This is a genomic window from Sphingomonas sp. CFBP 8765, assembly GCF_014841445.1.
Taxonomy (GTDB): Bacteria; Pseudomonadota; Alphaproteobacteria; order Sphingomonadales; family Sphingomonadaceae; genus Sphingomonas; species Sphingomonas aerolata.
The window spans coordinates 17958-41321 of sequence record NZ_JACYTY010000006.1 but is presented as its reverse complement, the minus strand read 5'-3'; the positions used below and the strand labels follow the sequence as shown (position 1 = coordinate 41321).

The window sequence follows — 23364 nt, the reverse complement described above, 5'->3', positions numbered from 1 at the left end:
CGATCGCTGCTAGTTAGACAATCTGGGATGGGGGGCCATACGTGAAGGTCACGTGCGTCGAGACGTTTGAGAATGCCATCGCTGAAGCGGGTCCTGGAGACCGCGCCAAATGACTCTCGTTCTGGACAAGCGTGCGACCAGAACGCCTGGCACTCACGCGATCATCATTGGCGTGAGCGCATATCCCCATCTGGACGCCAAGCCGCCCCAGCTGTCCGACATACTCGAGGGGCTCAAGTCGCTCGCGTCCCCAGCCGACTCCGCGCGTGCCTTCGCGACATGGCTCGCGAAGACATACAGTAACCCGCAGGCGCCGATCGCAACGATCGACCTCCTTCTGTCTGACAAGGCTGGTCAGGGCTTTACACTTGACGGGTCTGAGAAGGGCCCTGTGGATACTGCTGATATCAGTAATATCATGGACGCGGCTCTGGCCTGGAAAGCCCGCGGCGACGCCGATCCTGATGGCGTGATGATATTCTACTTCTGCGGGCACGGCATGTCCGCCGGGCTGCGCAACGCGCTTCTGGCGTGCGACGTAGGCCGATACCCGGCGATGCCGTCGACCAACGCGTTCGATCCCGACCTGCTCCTCGCAGGTATGAAGACCTGCAATGCAGCAAAGCAGGTCTTCTTCTTCGACGCCTGCAGGGCGGCGAACGAGGAGCTGTTCAAGGATTTCAATCAACAGATGGGAGGCCTTGTCCCGGCTGGAGGCAACGCCAATCCCGCCATCGCCCAGGCGGCGTTCTACTCTACGCGCCACGGGGCGCCGGCGTATGGTCCCACGGACGGCGGCATTAGCGTATTCACGCGCATCCTGCTCAAGGCGCTCGACGGGCTCGCGGCGAATGAGGCCGAGGGATCCTGGCGCATAAACACCTATGACATCGCCAAGGCGCTGGATCACGCTTCAGGGCCGCTCTACGATCCGGATTTTGGCGATATGCAGACGCCGGCGCTGGGAACGGGCGCCGGTTTCGATCTCCATTTTCTGAAGAAGGCGCCCGTAGCGCCATTCTACCTCTTGCCGAGGTGGCACGAAGGCGACGCACCACCGATTGATGCTGCGGGCGTGAGCGTTAGGCGATCAAGAGCGCCAGCGCCGTCCGATTGGTCAGCCCCATGGGCAGAGGATCCTGCCGGGGCTTGGTCCTGGGGTCCAGACCGCTTCAAGGGGGAGGTCATTGCTGGCGCAATGTGCGACGCGTCGATCCTCATGACGGACGGCACCGTCAAGGAGCTTGAGCCGTTCTATCTGTCCCCCCCATTCCGCAAGTTCGAGGTGGATTGAAATGACTAGTCTCGAATTGAGAGTGAACCCGATCGAAGGGGATAACCAGTCCGACCGGCGGGTTGAGATGATTGCGGAAATTACCCCCGTCGGTCGCTTTCGCGCCAAACGCCGCTCGCGAAAGCTCGCGATCACGAGTGGTGATGCGCTGCAGATCGACGATCTGCCCACGGGCGCATGGCAGATCAAGGTGACGTTGCCGTCGGGACGTCGCATGATCCGTGACGTAACCCTAAAGTCTCGCGGCGCGAAGTCGGTGCAGTTCGACGACGTCGATGTCGCCCCACGCCGGTCCCGCGATCCGATGTCGGCGACGCGGTCGTCGGAACTCAGCTTTTTGTCTCCGAACCTTGCCACCGCCCGGTCACTCAGGCCTATTGGCAGGATTACAAAGCCGAGGGCATCGGTCGTGGAGCTTGGTGGCGGCGGGGACCCCGGGCGCCACAGCAGATGGAGTGCGGTCACGCGTCTGATCGGCGAGCCGGCGACGAACCTCGGCACGCCGGTAAGCCTCTCTGGGAGTGCCGCCGAGGGAGAGTGGGTGATCAGCGCGGACGACACCGTCTACTATTCGCCAGTCCGCTCTGCGCTAGCTGTCACGACTGGAAACCGGACCCTTCTACAGTCGCTGCCGACACCTTGGGACATCTTTGGGGAGGACGGAGTTCTGACGGTGTCGGTCTCAACCGCGATCGACCGGCTGGATGTCGATGTAAGGGTCGATGAACCCGGCATTTCGGGCGTGATCTCGTATCTCGCCAATGGCTCGCTTCAGAGCGCGGCGGAACTGCTTGAGCAGTCTTCCACCCTGAACTTTAGCGAGATGCTGCGAGGCAAGGTATCGAGTCCTCTGCGTGCCTGTGCCGCCGCCTACGTGCTGGTCGGTGCAAGCGACCTGTCAAGGCCTGCGGAGTGGCACCGCTGGCTCGACAACCTCGCCAGCTGGTTCGACACCATTCCGGACGGGCTGATCATCCTCGCCCGGTTCCGTCAGCTCACGGGTAATCGTGAAGCGGCGTCGCAGCATCTCCTCGATGCGCTCGCTCGCGGCCTACCGCACTACACTTTGGGCATCGTCTGGCTCCGCGATCTCATGGCGATGCAGACGAGGGACCATCCCGCGCACGGCTACGGCGAACTCGTCAACAGGGTCGCCTCGTACGTAGACGTCTCCAAGCCTTTCACATGCCTTCGGTGGCAGTCCGGCCGATGACGGTATTCCGGCTGCACGCCATCCCCGCGGAAGAGGGCGACTGCCTTGTCGTCACATACGGACCTTCCGAGGACGATCTGGCGCGCATCGTCGTGGATGGCGGTCACACGGCTACGCAGACCCATCTCAAGAAGCACCTTAAGAAAGCCGGCGCGAAGGCGATCGGCCTGCTGGTTGTCACCCACGTCGACGCGGATCACATCGAGGGCATGCTCGGCATGTTGGGAAGCGACGGGCCATTCAAGAACCCGACGGACGTTTGGTTCAACGGCTACCGCCACCTCGTCGAGGATCTGGAGTCCTTCGGGCCGGTACAGGGCGAAACGCTGACGACCGAGCTACTGAAGCAGAACTGGAACCTGGCGACGGGGGGCGGTGCGGTCAGGCTTGAGGACGATGGCACCCCCAGACGGCTTCCGGATCTAAGGCATGGGATGAAGGTGACCGTGCTCTCTCCGAGCCGTAAAAAGCTTTGGGCGATGGAGCGAACCTGGAAGTCCGCCTGCGCGGAAGCGGGCTTGGTACCCGGTAAGCCCGCCACCAAGACTGCGACCCTCCCCGGCTATGAGGCGTTCGGCGCTGACCTCAAGGCCATCGCGGCCACCGCCACGAAGCGGGATGGCGCTGCAGCGAACGGAACAAGTATCGCTCTGCTTCTCGAGTTTGCCGGTCGCAGGCTGGTTCTTGGTGCAGATGCCCACCCGGATGTCCTTACCGACAGTCTCCGGCGACTGGGCGATGGCGAACCTCTTCACGTCGACCTGTTCAAACTTCCGCATCATGGCAGTCAGGCCAACGTGACCGTCGATCTACTCAAGGCAGTCCGCTGCAGAGATTACGTCGTCTCCACGAACGGTAAGCGCTTCAACCATCCCGACGAGATCGCGATCGCCAGGGTGATCACGTCGTCGGTCGAGCAGAAGACGATCTGGTTCAACTACAGGCAGGACCGCACCGAGTGCTGGATCGATGACGAGGCGAGCGCGAAGTACGCCTATTCGTGCGAATTTCCGGAGACCGGGGACGAACCGTTGGAGATCGATATCCTCAGCCTCGGTCCCCCCAAGCCCGATGTCGCCGACGTTTAGGAGACGTGGGAGGATGTCGACTTGCGTGGCCGGTCCGGTCGCAAAAGTGCCGGCGCTCTCGATGCAGCCGGTCCGGCGCTGATTTCCCGATCGACCTCTAGCACCTGACGCACGCGGCACCCATTTTCTATTTACAAGCCGGGGTTATGTGCTCGCCGCGGCAAGGGGAGCGATGCGTGATGGCGTTCACAATTGGCGAGACGGTGCAGTTGAAGTCCGGCGGTCCGATCATGACGGTCGAGGACGTTGATGGCGAAGAGGGCGGCAGGTGCAATGTGCACTGCGTCTGGTTCGAGAAGGTCGGCACACGCCGCGTCACAAGCCGTGACGTGTTCGCCGCGGCCATCCTGGCGTCGGCGCAACCAGGTGGCTTCTCGATCGGAACGATCCGCAGGGGCTAGATCAGGCGGTGGGATTCAGAAGCCTCTTCGTCGGCATCGATCGGCATGTGTCGGACGGCGTGCAGGAACTCACCTGCGCGACGCGGGACGCGACCGCCCTGGCGGCGCTCTTCGACGACACCTTGGGCGGCGACACTCTCCTGCTGGTCGACCAGCAAGCCACCCGCGGCGCGATAGCGGCCGCGATCGGGGATCTCGCGACGTGTGGCGCGGACGACACCGTGGTGATCGGGTTTTCAGGACATGGCTCCGAGGATCACCGGCTGGTCGCGCACGACACTGATCTAGACAACCTTTCAGAGACGAGCCTGGCGCTAGACGAGCTTCAGGAGATGTTCTCCAGCATACCCGCCCGACGGCTGCTCCTGGTCCTGGACTGCTGCTTTGCCGGCGGCATCGGGTCCAAGGTACTCAGGCTCGATGCGCGGAGCCGTGATCCGCGGTCGGCGGAGGCGAGACTCGCGCAGCTGGCTGGCGAGGGCCGCATCATCCTGACGGCATCGGCCGCGGATGAGCCCGCCTACGAGCACTCGCGCTTTCGGCATGGACTGCTGACGTACCATCTGATCGAGGGCCTAACGGGTATCGACGGCGCTGGCGAAGGCGGACGAGTTCCGACTCTGCGTCTTCTTTCGCAGGTGGCGGAAAGGGTCGTCGCCTCGTCGGCAGCGATGGGCCGTCCTCAGACGCCCACGATACGCGGCACCTTTGATGGCGACGCTGCCTGGCCGATCTTCGTTCGTGGGCCACGTTGGGCGGAGGCCTTCCCGGAACACGCGCCGGCCCGAGTCACGGAGTCGCTCGAAAGCCTCATCGGCGCCGGCTTTCCAAAAGCGGTCGTTAATGCCTGGGCGACGGCGATACCCAGCTTGAACGCGCTTCAGGTCTCGGCGATTAACGATTACGGGCTTCTGGGTGGCGACCATCTCGCTGTCTCGGCGCCCACGTCTTCCGGCAAGACCATGATCGGCGAGCTGGCCGGCCTTCGTGCCGTCCTCGACCGGCGACGGGCCATCTTCCTCCTGCCACTTAAGGCGCTTGTCGCCGATAAGAGGCGGCACTTCGAGGGTACCTACGGCTCATTCGGGATCCGTACGGTCGAGGCGACCGGCGAGACGGACGACGTGTCGCCGATAATCCAGGGGAGATACGATGTCGCACTTCTGACGTACGAGAAGTTTGCGGCGATTGCGCTCGCGTTTCCGCACGTCCTTGCGCAGGCGGGCGTGATCGTGGTCGACGAAGCGCAGATGATCGCCGACGAGGGTCGCGGTGCCTCGCTCGAGTTTCTGCTCACCCTCATTCGAATGGGCCGGCGTCGTGGGATCGAGCCGCAGCTCATCGCGTTGTCGGCCGTCATCGGCGACACGAACGGGCTTGAGGATTGGATCGGTGGCAAGCTCCTACGCCGTGACGAGCGCCCGGTGCCCCTTGACGAGGGCCTGCTCCTGCATTCGGGCGATTTCCGGTACATAGATTCGGCGACGGGGTCGGAGCAGACTGCCCGCGGCGCTGTCTCGCGGATACACCAAAAGGGGTCTAGCCAGGATTGGGTGATACCGCTCATGCGCCGTCTCCTGGGCGAAGGCCAGCAGGTGATCGTGTTCCGCGAGACCAAGGGTGAGGCGAGGGGCTGCGCAAAGTATCTGGCGGATGCGCTTGCGCTGCCGCGTGCGGATGAGGCTCTCCGTCGGCTGCCGGCCTTCGACCCCTCTCAGGCCAGCCAGGCGCTGCGCGCGTCCCTGGAAGGCGGCGTCGCCTTCCATCATGCCGATTTGACGGCTGAGGAACGCCGGGTCGTGGAGGAGGAGTTCCGTCGAAAGGATTCCGGCCTTCGCGTGATCGCGGCGACCACCACGTTGGCGATGGGCGTCAACACGCCCGCCAACTCGGTTGTCATCTGCGGGTTGGAGCATCCGGGCCCGACCCCGTATTCCGTCGCCGAATACAAGAACCTCGCCGGGCGGGCGGGCCGCTTGGGGTATGCGGAGCGGGGAGCTTCCTACCTCCTCGCACTGTCCCCGCGTGAGGAACACGACCTGTGGCGGCGTTACGTGACCGCCGAGCCGGAGGAACTCCGTTCCCGGTTTCTCGACCGCGATACTGACCCGCGCACCCTGATAGTGCGGATCATCGCCAGCGCGGCCCGAGCGGGGTCCGGGGTCAGTCGCGCAAAAGTCGTCGAGTTCCTCGAGGCGAGCTTCGGCGCATTCCAGCAGGCGCGGCTAAGGGATGGCTGGCGTTGGGACCAGCATGCGATCGAGGGGGCGTTGCACGACCTCGAACGGCACGGTCTCGTTGAGACCAGGGGCGACGAGGACCTCTGGCTCAGCGCATTGGGACGGATCGCCGGTGAAGGCGGGTGTGAGGTCGTGTCGATCCTGAGGCTTGTCGAGGCGTTACGCGGCCTGTCAGTCGATCAGGTCACCGACCCGGCACTGATCACTGCTGCCCAGGTCACGGCCGAACTCGACGCTGTGCATTTCCCGATGAACAAGAAGAGCGTGCTCGGGCATCACAAGGAGCCTCAGGCCTGGACTGGCGCCCTAGAGCGTCAAGGCGTGCCCAGGACGGTGATGTCCGCGCTGCAGCGTAATGCTGGTGAGAACCACCAGCCCACCCTGCGCGCGAAGAAGGCCGTCGCGGCTCTCATGTTCGTGTCGGGCCGCCCGATCGCCGAGATCGAACAGTCGCTCACCCAGTTCGGCGGCGGGTTCAACGGCGCGGCCGGTCCGATCAGATCAGTCTCCGGACGAACCTGCGACCTCCTGCCTACCGCGTCTCGCGTGGCGGAGATCGTGGTCCCGGGTCTGGATCTGGGCGATCGCGTCGAGCGGCTCCTCATCCGGCTCACGCTGGGAGTCCCGGGCGTCGCGGTGGATCTCACCCGTCACGCCGGATCGAACCTCACCCGTGGGGAATACTGCGAGCTGGCCAGCTTGGGCCTTGCCGATCCTGCGATGCTTGAGGATGCTCCGGACGAGCAATTACTGGCTGCGCTAGATGGCGACAAAGAGCGGGTCGACATCGCCCGGTCAGCGGCGACGCGGGCCATCGCGGTTGCCGCAAGCGCTGCCCTGGCTGGAGCCGAGCTCCTCCCGGATTATGTTCCGTGATCGCCACTGTCCCCTCGCCATGCGCGGTGAGTTTCCCTTCAACGAGCCGGGGCTCAGGGCTCTACGGAATATGATTTTGGCAGATTGACTGGGGCATAGGTCGTGTTCGTCACGCGATCGATTACGGACCGGTGCAGGATGGCGCCCTCGGGAATCGCGCGCGGCTCTGCTCGCGGGAGGTAGAGGCCGGATCGACCGGCGTCGGCGGGATACCGTCGCCACCGCGCGCTCTTCGGGAGCCACTCGAAGAGTTTCCAGAATCCCCGCATCGAATCGTGGAGCGGCGCCTTCGGATCCGGGGCGACGTAGACGGCGCGACCGTCGGGAAGCGGAACGCCGAGCGCGAGGTGCGCCGTCATGGCTTGGTCGAGACGGAGTCCATGGTTTTCCGCCTCCTGCGCCATCCAGATTAAAGGAAACTTCGAGGGCTGGCTTTCCATTTCCGGGTGCCCACCACCGATGTCCGAGTGGTCGCCCGCGAACCAAACGGTACGCTGATCTTGGGCAACCGAACCTTTCGCGAACGGGTCGGGGCGGTGCTCCTGTCCGTCCGTCCAGCGGTAGAGACGAAACATCCGGCGACGTTCGTCGATGGCCGCGGCCTGGCGAAAGGCGCGGACGCCAGGATTAGCCTTGGTGTATGGGAGGAAGGCCATGCTCGGCAGTCGCCAGCCGCGCCGCGGGACGAGGATCGAGGCAACCGTGTCCCACACCCCGAGAAAGTGGACCGGCGCTCGACGGCTCCGGATCACGCGCTGGAACCGCCATGCGTATTTGAGGTCGTCGTCCCGCGCCGCCCGCTTGTAGGCGCCGAGCGCGTATTCCGAGAGATTGAACTGATCGGGATCGATGAGGCCTATCATGTAGATCAGGCCCGCTAGTGCGCGGGCGGTGTACGATCCCCGGCTGAAGCCGAACAGGAAGATGCGGTCACCCTCGCGCCAGTTCCGGCAGAGGAATTCGTATCCGTCTAGGATGTTCTTATCCAGACCCCATCCCGTCGCGAGACCGAGATATGTCTCGAGGCCTTGGGGGATCCGGCGCCACTCGTCGCGGGATCCTAGGGTGCCAATGCCTGGGTCGTAGAACAAGTGTTGCCCGTCGCCCTCCACGGCCACGCGGTAGAGCCTCAGAACGTTGCTCAGATGCGACTGGACCTCGTTGCTCGTTCCATCGAGGAACAGGACCAAGTTCTTGCCCATGACAGCTCCATGCGAATTGCGACCGCACGTACGGTTTTTACGAAGCGAACGATGGCCTTTTGTTCAAGGTACGCAATCCGGAATCGCCTTTCCGCCGGAAGGATAGATGGTGGCGGTCCGACAACCGGGCCGAACGGACCTACGTCAATGCGAGAGCGGTTGCCGCCATAATCACGATCGAGCACGAGTAGATGGCCCTTGTACCCTGTTCGACCGCGCCCAAAAGGGCGCCCCGCAGGTTTTGTTCGAATTCGACGCCGCCGCTTTCAGGCGCCGTCTGGATGAGGTCACGGTTACGAGCGCCTTCAATTGCTAGGCGGCCGCTTCGGCGGGGGCCTAACCGCGCGCCTTGTCGCCCGCACGGGACATCTGCCAGGATCTGGACTACATCGACGCCTACGAAGCGAAGAAAGGCGCAGAGTGGTCAATCCGCATACTCGCTACGTTACCGAGCCGGCGTCACCTTAATATAATACGGGGCGACAGGATCGCGGAGGTTCGTTGCCGGCTCGCGGTGCATTCGGACCACTTCCGGGCGTGTCCGCTTTTGCGGATCGCTGGCCCAAAAACTGACTTTCAGCATCCGGCCCAGTTTCCGCCATAGGCCTGAACCTGAACTAACGACCGCTTTCGGGATGCTTGTGAGCAGCCCTGAGTGACAGACATTGGGTCTGCCGTCGGTAGTTCGGCCGCGGCAACTCACGACCAGAGCTGGTCGCTCACCATTGTTTTTGGTGAACGTCCGGTCCTGACGGAATCTGCCGATAGGGCTATCCCGCGCGGTTCGAAGAAGTCAGGTTCCGCGCAGCGTCCGATCGATCCATAGATCGAGATCATCGCGGTCGACCTTTCCGAGAACGTGGCGATCGCGCTCAACCCGATCGAGCGCACCGCGAGTCAGGTAGGAAGTCGTCACGATAAAAGCCTTGGTCGCATCGTGCTCCAGGCGCGTATCGGCTAGTTCGCGGACAAGCGACAGGCCGATCTTACGATCCACGCGGTTTCGCTTGGCCTGCCAAATCGCCTTGAACATGCCGGCGATGCCGAGATCCTTGACCGCAATTACGTCCACGCCGCCATCTTTGGAGCCGCGCGTCAACTCGACGTTGTATCCATCGGTCTCGAGCATGCGCGCTATAAGCATTTCAAGCTCGCGCCAAGACAGGTCGTCCAAGCCGACTAGCCGCTGCTGGACTCGCTCGATTAGGCCGATGCTAGGCGAAAGCGTGAGGAGGTTCGACCGCGTCTCGGGCTTGGCGAGGACCTCGGCTGTGAAGAATTCCATCCCAAAGGCGAACTTTACATCCACCGCAAGCGGAGGCGGCTGGGATGCAATGAACAGTATGCGCGAGCCCGGAAAACGCAGCAAAGCATCGGCCGCTAGCGGTTCGACATCGATACCCTGCCAGTCGACATCGTCGAAAATCACCAGCCATCGCGTTCCCAGCGGTGCTTCGCGCCAAACCGCTTCGGGATCATGGCTGAGCCGCGCATAAGTGACAGCTTGGGTGGCATTGGCCGGCACAGGTTCGGCAACCTTGGCGGAAGATGCGTGCGCAAAATATTCGCTCCACTGCTCGCTGGATGCCCGAGTGGCAGAAATCATCAAGACGCGATCGACCTGACCGTCGTCGTAGAGCCTGCGCGCGGCGAAGAGGGCGACAGTCGACTTGCCGAGGCCGGACGCAGCGACCAGCAGGCTACGTGCGTCGTTTCGCTCGGCGAAATGCTCCAGAAATTGCCGCTGTTCGGGGTGCAGCGCGGAGATCGGGTCGGTCGGCATTGGTTCAGACTAGCAGACGGTCGCTTCGTCGCGAACCGACAGTGTCCATAGTCGGGCTTGCCGCTCGAACATGCCGCGGCCCCTTAGTGCAGAGCTTTGCCGCACGCTGGTCCATCGAACCATAACTTGGTTCTTACGCAGTGGGAGCGGACGGGCCAAACAAACGCCAGACCGCACAACGGAACACACGAAAGCGGTTCCATCGGCGTCAGAGGTCGGAAAATGTTTCCAGCTTCTTCGCAGAAAGGGTGGCGCCCTTTGGAAATTCCTCTCTTAAGCGTCGCGCAAGGTCGCCGAGTGCGCCGCTTCGATCGCGCAGATGATGGACAAGCCAGGCGACGGCCTCCCGTGCACCGGGGTGTCTTAGCTTATGGCCGCTGACCTCACGCCCGCTCAAGGCAGCGGTCCAGCCTTTGCCGGCGGTTGCGACATCAACTTGTTCCAATATCGTCTCAAATCCGATCGGTGCGACCTGACGGCACACGCGCAAAAACAGCAGAGCCCGTTCGAAATAAGTCGGGCTTTCTTGCGACAACGCCGCGGCAATCGCGCTGAGATGCGGCTCGAGCAACGCCCCAACGCGTTCGGGTCGCCGTTTATGAAAGTCCGCGAGAATGCCGCCTCGCAGCGGCCAATTGTTGGAATCGCCGGCAAGCGCGATGTACGCACCGCGTTCGATCTGGCGCAGCGCCGCATCGGGCGCAATATAGGCAAGACTGGTGTCTAACTCGGCTATCTCCTCAAGATGCCGGTCAATCATGTCCGCCACACGTGCCCGGCCGACTGAGTCGTAAAAGAATTGGCAGAGCAGCGAGATTGCGTCGTGCGGCAGTTGGCCCCAATCGGCGCCCAATGTCCGATCGAGCTGGTCCCAATCGATCGCGGCCACCGTCGCGGCGAAAAGTTCGGGTGCCGCTTTGTGGATGACGTTGAGGACGCCTGCCGCATCGCGGAACTGACGTACGGACGCCTGTTCCAACGCGCGCGCGAGGTCCTCCGGTCCCCATTGGCGGCAGAGCCGGCCACATGCCTCGCGCATCGCCGCGGTGGGCGCCAATTTCCCCTTATAGACCTGCAACGGATCGTAGATGCGCAGGCCGTTCGAGAAGATGTCCTCGAGCGCATCGAATGTGTCGATCGGATCGGCTCGCATGCGCCCGCCGATCGCCGCCCCGAGCGCATCGACTAGTTGCAGACCGAAGTTACGGTCGAGGTGCAGCAGATGCTCGCAGAACCAAGCCGAGCGGTATAAGGGGCTCTCGGTCGGCCAATTCGAGGCCAGCATCAGGCACTTTTGGCGATCGATACGTGCCAAGTATCGCGTTTTCCACTCCAGGGTTAGCGCGATGAACGCCTGGGTGATCATCTTGGCGATCTCGCTCGCGAAATCGGCCGTCTGCGCGCAAAGCGCATCGTTCAACCGGTCGGCAATTGCCTCTGGGTCCGACGCCCGCACGATCGCCCGGCCGTACCGTACATTGCGGTAGGTCCCGTTGAGGTAATTGCCAACCGCATGGGCCATGCTGGGCTGTGGCGCGCTAAACCACTTTGCGACGGTTATGACTGCGTTCCGGCCGGGGCGCTTGATCGCATCGGGAAGATAGGAATCGATTTCACGCAGCGCGCGCGCGGCGGCCGCAATGTCCTCAGCGCTCTCGGCAGCCCAGCAGCGTTCGAGAAACGGCGTGAGGGCAGGTTCGTCGATCAGACGCGACCACCGGGCGCCGCTTTCGCTCATCCGAAACTCGCTGAGCAACAGGCCCAGCCCCGCGAGCGACATCGCAGGATCGGCGAGCGTCTGAGCCATCATTCTTGCAATCTGGCGGCGACCATCCGCATCCCGCTGTTCGAGCAGCGGATCGAACACCTTTGCGGAGAAGCGCTGATGCGGGCATCTCAGGTCGGTGGCGGCAACGACGATCCGCTGCTCGACCAGCCAGGCGATGGCGGCCGCGGCCTCGTCGAACGCGAGCCCAGCCGCGACGAACATCGGGTGCAGGTCCTGCGCGGTGGCGCGTCCGTCGCGCGTAGCCAATTGGCGAATCGCTATCGCGCCCAGCACGAGGTCGGCTTTGGCTGCCCGAGCGGAGGCGACGACAGAATTAACGCGGCGCCAGCCGCCACTGAGGATAAAGCAGAACTGCCAGGGGAAGTCGGCGCTCGCTGCAGCGTCCAGTCTCCCCTCGAGCTTTTCCTGCCCGATCCCGTCCCCGACCCAATCGTCGACGAGGCGAACGGCGGCAAGCGTTTCATCGCGGCGACGGCGAAGGTCATCGGCGATCACGCCAACGGCGCGCTTGGCATCGAGATGGATCGTGCCGGGCGAACGCCCAAGGATATGGGGTGTCGTAAATGCTGAGAGGAGCAACTTCGACGGTGTTGCAGCCTGTTCGGCGAGGACCAGCGTATGCTCGGCCGTCAGATGCGCGTCGTCGATCAAATGGACGGTCGGGACGTCATCTTGGGTAAGTGTGAGCGTGTCAGTCCGGGGATCGCGCAAGCGGACGACGCGAAATCCCTTGCCCGCGAAATACTCTGCCGCCTGAAGCGCGCACACCGACTTGCCCGCACCCGGCACGCCCGCCAGCCGCGCCGAGTAGCTGCTGGCAAGTTCGGCCTCGAGCACGCCGGCCTCGGGCAGCCGTGGACACAGACCGACATCGGCCGCGCCGAGCGCCCGGCCCAGCAGCGCGGGGCCAAGGCCGCGCGTTGTCTCAAAGGCGATCGGCACCCAAGAGTTGCGCCCGCTGGTGTCCTCGTGTTGCGACGAACTCTTGCCGGACAAGAACGGCAACAGTTCGTCGCGGCGCGGGAGCGCGCGCACCGCCGCGAGCAACGCGCACATATGGTTGCCGTGCTCGGGATAGAATTGCTCGATGACGGACGGGTGATCGCCCATCAACGCAATGAGCGATTCCCACCCCAGCACCGTGACGAGAAATGTGCCGGCCGCCGCGCGCTCCTGTGACCGGATGCGGACATGCTCCTGCAATGAGGCGTCGTTCGGCGCGGTCGTGGCGAGGATCCACAAGCGAGGGGCAGGTTTGAAACGCTCGGCCTTAGCGAGCTCGGTATCGAATTCCGAATTCGTTACCTTCCCGTGATAGTTGATCTCCTTGCCTTTGCACTGAATACAGTGCGTCCCGGACCGCGCGCCGTGGCTCTCGCCCCAAATATCGACGCCATGTTGCGGCTGCCCGGATCGCCCGTTCTTCTGGGCATAGGGGTCGTTCCATACCGCGGAAAAGAGCGCGCGGCACAAATCCTCGAAGCGGCTCCAGTCCTTAGGCGGTGCAATCTGCTTGGCGGTGAACTCCATCAGAACAGCTAACCTTACGCACCGCGTGCGTCGAGCGATCACCGTTTTCACCGAGGCGGTGCCGACCATTAATGACGGAATTTTGCGAGATACGGAGGACGGGCTTACGCACCGTATGGCTCGGACGCCATAGCGTAGGGCAGCAGACAATCGTGAACGGACCCAAAATGTTCGAGCCGATCGACATCAGCGAGTTCAGGCCCAGCAATCGTGTCGTCATCGCTAGGATCGGGGTCACCAAAAGAAAATGTAATCCAATGGATCTAGGTCGTGACGCCCGCGCAACATGTCCTGTATATCCTTGCACTGAGAGGTAAACGGGCCGCTATGTATCTGTCGCGAATCAAGATCGAGAATTTTCGGAACTTCCAAGATCTGGATGTCACACTTGGCGGCAATGCGGTCATCGTTGGCGAAAACCGGGTCGGCAAGAGTAACCTCCTGTTTGCGATGCGGCTGATCTTCGATCCATCGCTGCCCGATAGCGGCCGGCAACTCGGTCTCGCCGATTTCTGGGATGGGCTCGAAAGCATCGATGCCGACACCGTGATTACCGCCTCGGTCGAGATCAAGGATTTCGAGGACGATCTCGACGTGCTGGCGGTGCTCACCGATTACCGGCTCGACGACGATCCTGATACGGTGCGCCTGACCTATCAGCTGCGCGCTGTGCCCGACCTCGATGGCGATCCGGCGAGTGACGATGATTTTACATTCGTCTGTTTCGGCGGCGAGGACGAGGCCAAACGCTTCGGCCATGACCTGCGCAGACGGATAACCATGGATCTGCTCCCAGCGCTCCGCGATGCCGAAGGCGATCTCGCGACCTGGCGCCGCTCACCACTCCGGCCGTTGGTCGAGGAAGCCTTTACTGGCATCGATGCCAATGCGCTTGCTGAGATTGGGGAGAAGATTGCCGAGGCAACGGGGGCAATGATCGCGTTTGATGAAGTCGAGAGGCTCGAGTCGAACATTGCATCGCTATTTCTTGCGATGAGCGGTTCCAAACAGGATGTGCATCCAACGCTCGGTTTCTCGGCGACCGATGCGCTGCGCATCAATCGCCAGATCCGGTTGCTGATCGACGAAGGCCGGCGCGGGATCGGCGACGCCAGCCTCGGTTCGGCCAATCTCATCTTCCTGACACTTAAACTGCTCGATCTCCAGCGCCTGATCGATGCGAACAAACGCGATCATTCGATCCTTTCGATCGAGGAGCCGGAAGCGCATCTTCATCCGCATCTGCAGCGTCTTGTGTACAAGCATCTGTTCGAGACCATCGTCGATCCAACCGACGAGGACGATGCCAAGCCTTTGTCGGTCCTGCTCACCACGCACTCGCCGCATATCGCTAGCGTCGCGCCGCTCGCGTCACTGCTGTTGCTTCGCGATCAGGTGGGCGCGGGGACCAAGGGCTATTCGACCGCCGCTGCGGATTTCTCGGACGCCGAAACCGAAGACCTCGCGCGCTATCTTGATGTCACTCGGGCCGAACTGGTGTTTGCCCGCGGCGTGATTTTGGTCGAGGGCGAGGCCGAGCGTTTTCTAGTTCCGGCTTTTGCCGAGGAAATCGGCACACCGCTCGACGATTATGGTATTTCGGTCTGCTCGGTCGCGGGTACCAACTTCGAGCCCTACGTAAAGCTGCTCGGCGCGCTCGGCATCCCCTTCGCCTTGATCACCGACTATGACCTGATCGACGGCGTTCCTCGCGTGTACAGTCGCGCCATGAAGCTAGTCGAGATCATCGACACGGCGCGCGGTGGCGACGACCCTGGATTCACGGTCGCGGCAATCAAGGCGCTGGAGACATATGAGGAGTCGCTCGACGTGTGCGAGCCGTACGGCATCTTTACTAATCGTAGCACGCTCGAAACTGAATTATTCGGCGGGGATTATGCCGAGGCGATGATTGAAACGCTGCGAGAACAATCGTGGAGCAAGGATCGCAAAGCGCTCCTCGTTGCATGGGAGGCGAAGCCCAAGACGGTCGATCATGACATTCTGCTTAAGATGATCGAGCAGATGGGAAAGGGGCGTTTCGCGCAGCGGCTGGCGACCCGGATCGATGGAAAACTTGTCCCCGATTATATTGCCGATGCGATTACCCAAGTCGTCGAGCGTGTCTGACCGGGCGCTTTATCTCCGCGCGGCAGAGGATCTGCGGGACAATGATAAGCAATGGCAGGCTTATCAGTCCGGCAACCATTGCGTCCTGCTGGCCGGCCCGGGCAGCGGAAAGACTAAGACGCTGACGGTCAAGCTCGCGCGCATGTTGAGCGAGGATGTCGATGCGCCGCGCGGGCTCGCCTGCATCACCTATAACAATGAGAGTGCGCGCGAACTCGAGGGCCGGCTTGATGCGCTCGGCATTGTGCCTGGCGGTCGGGTGTTCATCGGAACTGTGCACAGCTTCTCGCTCACCCAGATTCTGCTGCCTTATGCCAAGCCTGCCGGTCTTGGCTTGCCTGAAGGGTTCACCGTAGCCACCCTGAAACAACAGCGCGGCGCGCTCGAACGTGCCTTCAACAAAGTGGTCGGCGGTTCGGAAAATCCGCAGAACTGGCGCCTGCGCATGGATCGCTACCGCCGCGCCTTTCTTGACCGGTCGAGAACCGAATGGCGAACTCGCGACGCAACTCTGGCGAACCTCATTGAGCACTATGAAGCTGAGCTCCGTCAGCTTGGCCTGATAGACTTTGACGATATGCCGCTCTTGGCCGTGCGTGCGCTTGCGAACAATTCGTGGCTCCAGAAGGCGCTCGTTGCCAAATATCCGATTCTTGCGGTTGATGAATATCAGGATCTCGGCTCGGCGCTCCATGCCATGGTGATGGGACTGTGTTTCAGTGCAGGTATGCGTCTGTTCGCGGTCGGCGACGTCGATCAGTCGATCTATGGTTTTACCGGCGCGTATCCGGAGTTGCTGCGGCGGCTGTCGGAACGCGACGATGTCGAGGCGGTTCGGCTCGGCCTTAATTATCGCTGCGGCTCTAAGATCGTCACCGCATCCGAATATGCGCTCGGCGAGGTGCGGGGCTACCGCGCGCCCGATCAGGCCCATGAAGGCACGATCTACTTCCATCCCCGTCCGAGCGGATATTCCGGTCATGCGAGCTATCTCTTAGGGCACCTCCTACCTGAGATCCAGGCGCGCAGGCCGGGCCTCAATCTTGGCGAAGTCGCGGTGCTCTATCCCGCAGCCTATATCGGCGACGACATTGCGGCGGCCGCTGCGTCCGCCGGACTCACCATCATCCGTACTGATGGCAATGCGCTATATCCCCGTTCGAGCCGCATCCTGCGCTGGCTCGAGCAATGCGCGATCTGGTGCTGCGGCGGATGGCGCGCGGGCTCTCCCCGGATTAGCAAGCTCATCGGCGAAGGCGCGCGCATCTTTCACGAAGCGATCCTCGACGAGGATGCGCAACTGACCTTTCAGCGAACGGTGATCGAGGCGCTTTGGACGCGACGCGACGCGACACTCGGACTCCATGACTGGCTGGTGGCGATGCGCGCGGACGTGATCGCTCCAAGCATTGCCCGGTCACGCTCGCTGGCCGACGATTTTGATAATCTCAACGTCTTCGTTGAGCGGCTGAGCGCGACCGGCGACGTCGAGGACATGTCGCTCGGCGAATTTGCCGGGATCGGCACCGGGCTCGACCGGATCAATCTCTCAACGCTCCACAGCGCCAAAGGGCGAGAGTTCGATGTCGTGATCCTGTTCGCGATGGACGAGGGTAAGGTTCCGCGCGGCAATCCATCCGACAATGATCTCCGGGAATCACGCCGCCTTTTCTATGTTGGGTTCACACGCGCGCGCTATGAAATCCATCTGATGTATAGCCAGCATAACGCTTCGCGCTTTGTAACCGAGGTTCGAGAGCGGCTTCAACAGACGTGACGACTGCCGTTGCCTTGATTCAACGGTTGGCTGCTTTTGAGCCGACTATTTCGTTTCGCTAGCCCGAAAGCTGCCATTCGCAAAACGGCCCGCCCCGTGTTATCTCTCGGTCGGGCTCCGGCACTCAGCGAATGGCCGGATCATCCGAAACCCGCCTTCCACGATCGTATTTGTGAACGACGGCTTCGTCCCACTTTTCGCCGATCCGCGTCCTCGACACGTCGCTTCCGGCGAGCGGATCAGTCGACATGAATGAACGACCGAAGCTGGGAAGCGAGCAGGGCGGCCTGAACGTCCACTTGTGGGTCTGAGTTACTCACAGCACGGCAAAGGCGATCGTTCGTTATCAGCGCTGAGAACGTCATGAGCGCAGCATCTTCGGTCTAGTGGCTGTCGTTTAAAGCTGGCCATGTCAGATCGAACCTCTGGAGATATTTCCTCAGCCGGTCGGCGTCATTGGAGGAGCTCCGCTTCGCCAGCGATGCAGCGAATAACATTCGCCCCGCCTCTGACAGCGAGCGGCTCCGGCGGCAGACGTCGATGACATGGGCCAACTGAACACGGTCGAAGAGATCGAGCTCGGCCATTCGCTCTGCCGGCACAATGCTGCCAAGCCCTTCGTCGACGGCGGTACCGGTCGACCATAGCCGTCTCAACCTAGCGATCTCCGACTCCACGCAAGAGGCGTTTATTCGTCCACTGGGACTGAACGTCGCCATGCGGGTCACGCTGGACGCAAGATCCCGGAAATTGCCGGTCCAGCGCGCGTCAGAATGGGTGGCGAAGGTCAGGTAACGGTCTCGCGCTTCTTTGTTGAAGGTGACCCGCGTTCCTTCGCGTTCGGCGAAGCGGTCGAGTTCGTAATCCAGATTGGGTGCGATGTCCTCGTGGCGGTCGGCGAGACCGGGCAGCGTGAACGTCCACAAGTTGAGTCGCGCGTACAGGTCGTCGCGAAAGCGCCCGTCCGCTACGGCCCGGCCCAGTTCGCGGTTGGTGCCGGCCAATAGTTGGAAATCGGACGCTGCCTCGCTGTCTGCTCCCACTGGCAAGAAGCGCTTGTCCTCGATCGCGCGTAGGATCATGGCCTGCTCGTCGAGGCCAAGCTCGCCGATTTCGTCGAGAAACAGCATCCCCTTATCGGCCGTCCGCAACAGTCCGGCGCGATCGGCTGTTGCCCCGGTGAATGACCCCTTCTTGTGGCCGAACAGAGCCGACATCGCGCTGTCGCCCTTCAGCGTGGCGCAGTTCACTTCGACGAACGCGCCCTTGACCTGATGCTTCAGCCGCTTGAGGTCGTAGATGCGCCGCGCCAACTGGCTTTTGCCTGCACCGGTCGGCCCCATCAGCAGGATCGGCGCGCGCGAGCGGGTGGCGACCTGCTCGATTTCGTCGATCATCGCGTTAAAGGCGCGGTTGCGCGTCTCGATCCCCGACTTCAGGAACGAGGTGCTCTCGGCGCTCGCGGCGCTGAAGCGGGTGGCGATGCTGTCGTAACGCGAAAGGTCGAGGTCTATCGCGTTCCATGTGCCGGCTGGCCCGGCCGTTCCCCGTTGCGGTTGCGTTTGGAGCAGGCGGCCTGGGAGGTAGTGCGCCTCCGTCAGCAGGAAGAGGCAGATCTGCGCCACGTGCGTGCCGGTGGTGATGTGGACCAGATAGTCCTCCGCCTCCGGATCGAACGGCGATGCACGAACAAAATCGAGGAGCTTGCCGTAAACCTCCTCGAAGTCCCAAGCGTCGGCAAAGTCGATCAAATAGGGTTCGACCCGCGTCTCGGGCGACACGGAGCGGATGTCCTCGGCGACAAACTCCGCCAAGCGTCGGTGCGGCGTACCATGCAGCAGCACGAAGCGATCGACCCGCAAATCCTCGTGCATCACGATACCGACGGAGGGGCGCCACTTGTTCCAACGGGACGCGTCCGGCTTGCTGCCGTCCAACGTCGAGCCGAGAAATCCGATAACAACCAGCGGCTTCATTGTTATCCCATGGAATAAATCATTATCGTTGTCGATCGATTACTTACATTGACGCTTCAGAGCAGGATGCGGAATGGCGTAAAGATATCTACAAGAAACAAAGGTATAGCTGAATTCTGATCCGCTGCAGAGCGTTTGGCACACCGTCTGCAGAGTGTTGAGCGTCGGGTCGAATGGTATCGAGCAGCCCGACACCGCGGCCGGGGTGGCTGGAATAGGTCAGCCACCCCCAATCCGCGACAAGACAGGGTACCGGAGGCGACCATGACGACCAACTATGACTTACAGACCGTCGAGGGCGGCGTACCGATCAAGATGTGGACGCGCGGCGTTTCGGTCGACGACAAGGCGCGAGCTCAGCTGGCCAGCGCTGCGCGGATGCCGTTTGTCTTCAAGCACGTTGCAGTGATGCCCGACGTGCACGTCGGCATCGGCGCCACCATCGGCTCGGTTATTGCCACCAAGGGCGCGGTGATTCCCGCTGCGGTCGGCGTCGATATCGGCTGCGGCATGATGGCAGCGCGGACCTCGCTGATCGCCAGCGACCTACCCGACAATCTGGAGGGAGTCCGCGCCGCGATCGAACGCGCGGTGCCGGTCGGCCGCGACGTCAAGATGGGCAAGCGCGATCCGGGATCGTGGGGGGATCCGCCTGCCGCGATCGTCGATGCGTGGGCGACGCTTGCCGGGCGTTTCGGGCAGATCGTCGCCAAATATCCGAAACTGGGCAAGGCCAACAATCTGGTCCACCTTGGCACGCTCGGCACAGGCAACCACTTCATCGAAGTCTGCCTGGATACCGAACAGCGGGTTTGGGTGATGCTTCACTCGGGCTCGCGGGGCGTCGGCAATGCGATCGGCACGTTCTTCATCGAGCTGGCGAAGCAGGACATGCGCAAGTGGTTCCTGAACCTGCCTGACGAGGATCTGGCCTATTTTCCCGAGGGAACCGATCATTTCGACGATTATGTCGAGGCGGTCGGCTGGGCGCAGGACTATGCAGCGCTCAATCGGCGGATGATGATGACGAACGTGATCCGGGCGATGCGCGGCGTCATCGCCAAGCCGTTCGATGCGGAACTGGAAGCGATCAACTGCCATCACAACTATGTTGGGCGGGAGAACCATTTCGGCCAGAACGTGCTCGTGACCCGCAAGGGCGCGGTGCGCGCTGCGACCGGCGTCATGGGAATCATTCCCGGATCGATGGGCGCCAAGTCGTTCATCGTTCGCGGGCTCGGCAACAAGGAGGCTTTCGACAGCTGTTCGCATGGCGCCGGGCGGGTGATGAGTCGGACCCAGGCGAAGCGCGAGGTCACGGTGGCGGAGCACGTCGTCGCGACCGAGGGTGTCGCCTGCCGCAAGGACGAGGGCGTGATTGACGAGAGCCCGCGCGCCTACAAGCCCATCGAGGCCGTGATGGCGGCGCAATCCGATCTCGTCGAGATCGTGCATACGCTCAAGCAGGTGGTGTGCGTCAAAGGCTGACGCACACCATGTCCGAACGAGAAAGAACGACAATGATCGAGATCGACGGCTCAGAAGGCGAGGGCGGGGGGCAGGTCGTTCGCAATGCGTGCGCGCTGTCGCTGGTCACCCGCTCTCCCTTCCGGATCACCAAGGTCCGCGGTGGACGCGAGAAGCCGGGACTGATGCGTCAGCACGTTACCGCGATTGAGGCTGCATGCACCATCGGTGGCGCGACGTGCGAGGGACTGACTGTAGGATCGTCCGAAATCCTTTTTCGTCCCGGCCAGGTCGCCGCCGGGGACTATCACTTTGCCGTGGGGACGGCGGGATCGACCGGTCTGGTGTTGCAGACGGTATTGATGCCGCTCGTTCTCGCGGATCGGCCGTCGCGACTAGTGCTCGAAGGCGGCACCCATAACATGCTCGCGCCGCCCTTCGACTTCATCGCCAAAAGCTTCCTTCCCATCATAAATCGGATGGGCCCAACCGTCACAGTGCGGCTCGTCAGGCCCGGCTTCTATCCGCGTGGCGGCGGTCGGATCGAAGTCGACATAACGCCTGCTCCGCTCAGTGCTATCGACTGCGTCGACCGGGGCGCGCTGGTTGATCGTTCGGCGTTGGCAATGTTCGCGGCGATCCCGCCGAGGGTCGCCGACCGCGAAGTCGCGATCGCTCGCAAGCTGCTTGATTGGCCCGACGACGCTTTTGCCGTCAGGGAGCTCCCCGAGAGCCAGGGGCCGGGCAACATCCTTCTGCTGGAGGCCGCCTTCGAGCATGTAACTGAAGTGGTTAGCGGTTTCGGCAAGCTCGGCGTGTCGGCGGAAAGGGTAGCGCAGACTGCGGTGGGTCGCATGACCGGTTACCTCGCATCGGACGCGTTCGCCGGCCCGTATCTGGCCGACCAGCTTCTTCTTCCGTTTGCCCTGGCGGGCGGGGGCACGTTCACGACGGTGAAACCGAGCCAGCACAGCTACACGGCCGCAGCGGTTATCGAACGCTTCCTTGGTCGGCGATGCGGATTTACTCAGCTGCCCTCGGGAACTCACCGTATGGAGGTGCGGTAAGCGACCAGGCGCAGCTACCACCCCAATTAACACGCTATTTCCCCCGCCTCGCCCGCGGTCTTTTCGTGTCGCAAAAGGTGCGATCGAACGACCTGCGGAAACTGGCCCAGGTCCTAGGCCGCGTTGCGGTATTTGGGGCTCCTACGCCGGTGCAGTTCGGTGCAGATCGCGGCCGCGCAACGGGGGCGACGTGGATTGGCAGAATGGCACCGATTTTACGCATCCTCCCCAGGATGCACGTGACGGCGCAAGCCGGCACGCTCACCCGCGGTAGCTGGATGCTGAACCTGTTGGGCTTGGGGCGTCGGGGGCTTCGTGAAGCTTCAAACTGCGCACTCCATAGGCGTTCTTTATATATTTAAATCTTACAGGGCCTCTGTGTGACCGCTCGACGGATTTGCACTATCAACAAATGCCCGAACGCGGGCGAGGATGGCGCGCAGCTCGGGGCTCTGGACCTCGGCGATCACGTCGTCGACCGTCGCGGTGTCCAGCTTCTTCTGGCGCGCAAGCTTCTCGGCAACAGCGCGGACGAACTCGCTCGGCTTGCGGAGCATGCGGCGAACGCATTCGCGCACCGTTGGCGGCTGTAGCAGGATGAAGGCGTTCGAGATCTGCTCGCTCTGCTGCTCATCGGGCAGGGCGTCCTCGATCGGCACGCATCGCCGGATCCAGTCGAGGAACCCGCTCGCCTTCAGGCGCTCTAACGCTTTTCCTACGGCACTCCGCGACCGGTGTATCTTGTCCGCAATCCACTGGTAGCTCGGATCGAGCCGGCCGTCCTTACGGCCGCGCAGGCGCAATAGGCAGCGCAGGACGTCGAGCCCGATCGAACCGAGGGCACCGTTGCGCTTCCCCGGCAGCTTCGTCTCATGCTCGAACGCCTCGGCCGCGCGCATACGCGCGTTGTGTTCGGTTTTCGGAAACGTGTTGTGCATGCGCCAGAGGGATACCTCGGAGCCGCCGGCATTGTGGCTGTTGCGGCGCACTGGCGAGTTTGACCGTGCGCGGTCGCGGATACCGGTGGTAACTTCGCTAAACGAGCGGGCGATGTTGCTCGTGCCGGAAGCAGCGCGGGGGGAAGTGGCGGCGGGCAGTGAATTCGACATCGTGTCGGCTCCCGAAGGAAGTCGATGGCAGGCAATCGGCCGGCGCTGGAGCCGGGATTGCAGGGCTCGATGTCGATGGTCTCGCCTCCGGTGCGTTTCCGGTGCACTCCGCTTTCAATAACGGATTTCTGCGGGCTAGAAGGTGCGGGTCTCTAGAGTTTCCCGAGCAAAAACGTTGGAAGTCCGGGATAACGGCTTCGTTCGTAATGCGGGGGTCACAGGTTCGAGTCCTGTAAGCGGCACCACCTTAAACCATTAAAATCCTTGAACTTTATTGGCGACTTGTTGCCTAAAGCTTCGGTAAATATGCGTTTTGGTATCGCGGTGGTATCGCAAGCCCGCGTTCCGGTAGCGTAGCCCGCCGCCGCTAGGTTGGACGGTTGTCCTTCCATGTCCCCCAGCATCATATGATTCGCACAGCG

Annotated in this window: 14 protein-coding genes; 9 read left to right on the top strand and 5 right to left on the bottom strand. The window is 62.4% G+C overall.

The window, feature by feature from the left end; all coding sequences use genetic code 11:
* Positions 1 to 109 precede the first annotated feature (109 nt).
* From IFT87_RS15245 to IFT87_RS15225, 5 genes are all read left to right on the top strand, one after another.
* Positions 110 to 1294, top strand: coding sequence for a caspase family protein (locus tag IFT87_RS15245; protein WP_192191186.1), 1185 nt, complete (start codon positions 110 to 112; stop codon positions 1292 to 1294).
* A 1-nt stretch (position 1295) separates the two neighbouring features.
* Positions 1296 to 2507, top strand: coding sequence for a hypothetical protein (locus IFT87_RS15240; RefSeq protein ID WP_192191185.1), 1212 nt, complete (start codon positions 1296 to 1298; stop codon positions 2505 to 2507).
* The gene (locus IFT87_RS15235; protein WP_192191184.1) at positions 2504 to 3595 is read left to right on the top strand and encodes a ComEC/Rec2 family competence protein; all 1092 of its coding nucleotides are present in this window, start codon (positions 2504 to 2506) and stop codon (positions 3593 to 3595) included. Before IFT87_RS15240 ends, IFT87_RS15235 begins: the two co-directional genes overlap by 4 nt.
* A gap of 179 nt (positions 3596 to 3774) precedes the next feature.
* On the top strand, positions 3775 to 3996 hold the full coding sequence (locus tag IFT87_RS15230; RefSeq protein WP_192191183.1) for a YodC family protein: 222 nt from the start codon (positions 3775 to 3777) through the stop codon (positions 3994 to 3996).
* 8 nt (positions 3997 to 4004) lie between these two features.
* Positions 4005 to 7112 carry a DEAD/DEAH box helicase gene (locus IFT87_RS15225; protein WP_192191182.1) on the top strand — a complete coding sequence of 1036 codons (3108 nt, stop codon included), beginning with the start codon at positions 4005 to 4007 and terminating at the stop codon, positions 7110 to 7112.
* Positions 7113 to 7165: 53 nt separating this feature from the next.
* Here IFT87_RS15225 and IFT87_RS15220 read toward each other — a convergent pair whose 3' ends face one another.
* The 3 genes from IFT87_RS15220 to IFT87_RS15210 all read right to left on the bottom strand — a co-directional run bounded on the left by IFT87_RS15220 (position 7166) and on the right by IFT87_RS15210 (position 13416).
* Positions 7166 to 8314 carry a DUF2235 domain-containing protein gene (locus IFT87_RS15220; protein WP_192191181.1) on the bottom strand — a complete coding sequence of 383 codons (1149 nt, stop codon included), beginning with the start codon at positions 8312 to 8314 and terminating at the stop codon, positions 7166 to 7168.
* Positions 8315 to 9107: 793 nt separating this feature from the next.
* Positions 9108 to 10097 (bottom strand): restriction endonuclease, encoded by a 990-nt coding sequence (locus IFT87_RS15215; protein WP_192191180.1) that lies wholly within the window; start codon positions 10095 to 10097, stop codon positions 9108 to 9110.
* Between the two features lie 208 nt (positions 10098 to 10305).
* Positions 10306 to 13416: a hypothetical protein gene (locus IFT87_RS15210; protein ID WP_206757234.1), complete on the bottom strand. Its 3111-nt coding sequence runs from the start codon at positions 13414 to 13416 to the stop codon at positions 10306 to 10308.
* Between the two features lie 327 nt (positions 13417 to 13743).
* Between IFT87_RS15210 and IFT87_RS15205 the strand changes: the two genes are divergently transcribed.
* A complete protein-coding gene (locus tag IFT87_RS15205) occupies positions 13744 to 15546 on the top strand; it encodes an ATP-dependent nuclease (RefSeq protein ID WP_192191178.1) in 1803 nt (600 codons plus the stop codon).
* Positions 15515 to 17323 carry an ATP-dependent helicase gene (locus IFT87_RS15200; RefSeq protein WP_192191177.1) on the top strand — a complete coding sequence of 603 codons (1809 nt, stop codon included), beginning with the start codon at positions 15515 to 15517 and terminating at the stop codon, positions 17321 to 17323. Before IFT87_RS15205 ends, IFT87_RS15200 begins: the two co-directional genes overlap by 32 nt.
* Positions 17324 to 17706: 383 nt before the next feature.
* On the opposite strand, the gene rtcR is transcribed toward IFT87_RS15200, so the two are convergent.
* Complete coding sequence (gene rtcR / locus IFT87_RS15195) at positions 17707 to 19299, bottom strand: RNA repair transcriptional activator RtcR (RefSeq protein WP_192191176.1); 1593 nt, start codon at positions 19297 to 19299, stop codon at positions 17707 to 17709.
* A gap of 264 nt (positions 19300 to 19563) precedes the next feature.
* On the opposite strand from rtcR, the gene IFT87_RS15190 reads away from it, so the two are divergent.
* Together IFT87_RS15190 and rtcA are read left to right on the top strand one after the other, a co-directional pair.
* Complete coding sequence (locus IFT87_RS15190) at positions 19564 to 20787, top strand: RtcB family protein (RefSeq protein ID WP_192191175.1); 1224 nt, start codon at positions 19564 to 19566, stop codon at positions 20785 to 20787.
* Between the two features lie 32 nt (positions 20788 to 20819).
* Positions 20820 to 21833, top strand: a complete 1014-nt coding sequence (gene rtcA / locus IFT87_RS15185) for an RNA 3'-terminal phosphate cyclase (RefSeq protein WP_192191174.1) — start codon at positions 20820 to 20822, stop codon at positions 21831 to 21833.
* Between the two features lie 365 nt (positions 21834 to 22198).
* Here the strand turns inward: rtcA and IFT87_RS15180 are convergent, their stop codons facing one another.
* Positions 22199 to 22942 (bottom strand): Lrp/AsnC family transcriptional regulator, encoded by a 744-nt coding sequence (locus tag IFT87_RS15180; protein ID WP_192191173.1) that lies wholly within the window; start codon positions 22940 to 22942, stop codon positions 22199 to 22201.
* Positions 22943 to 23364: the final 422 nt, after the last annotated feature.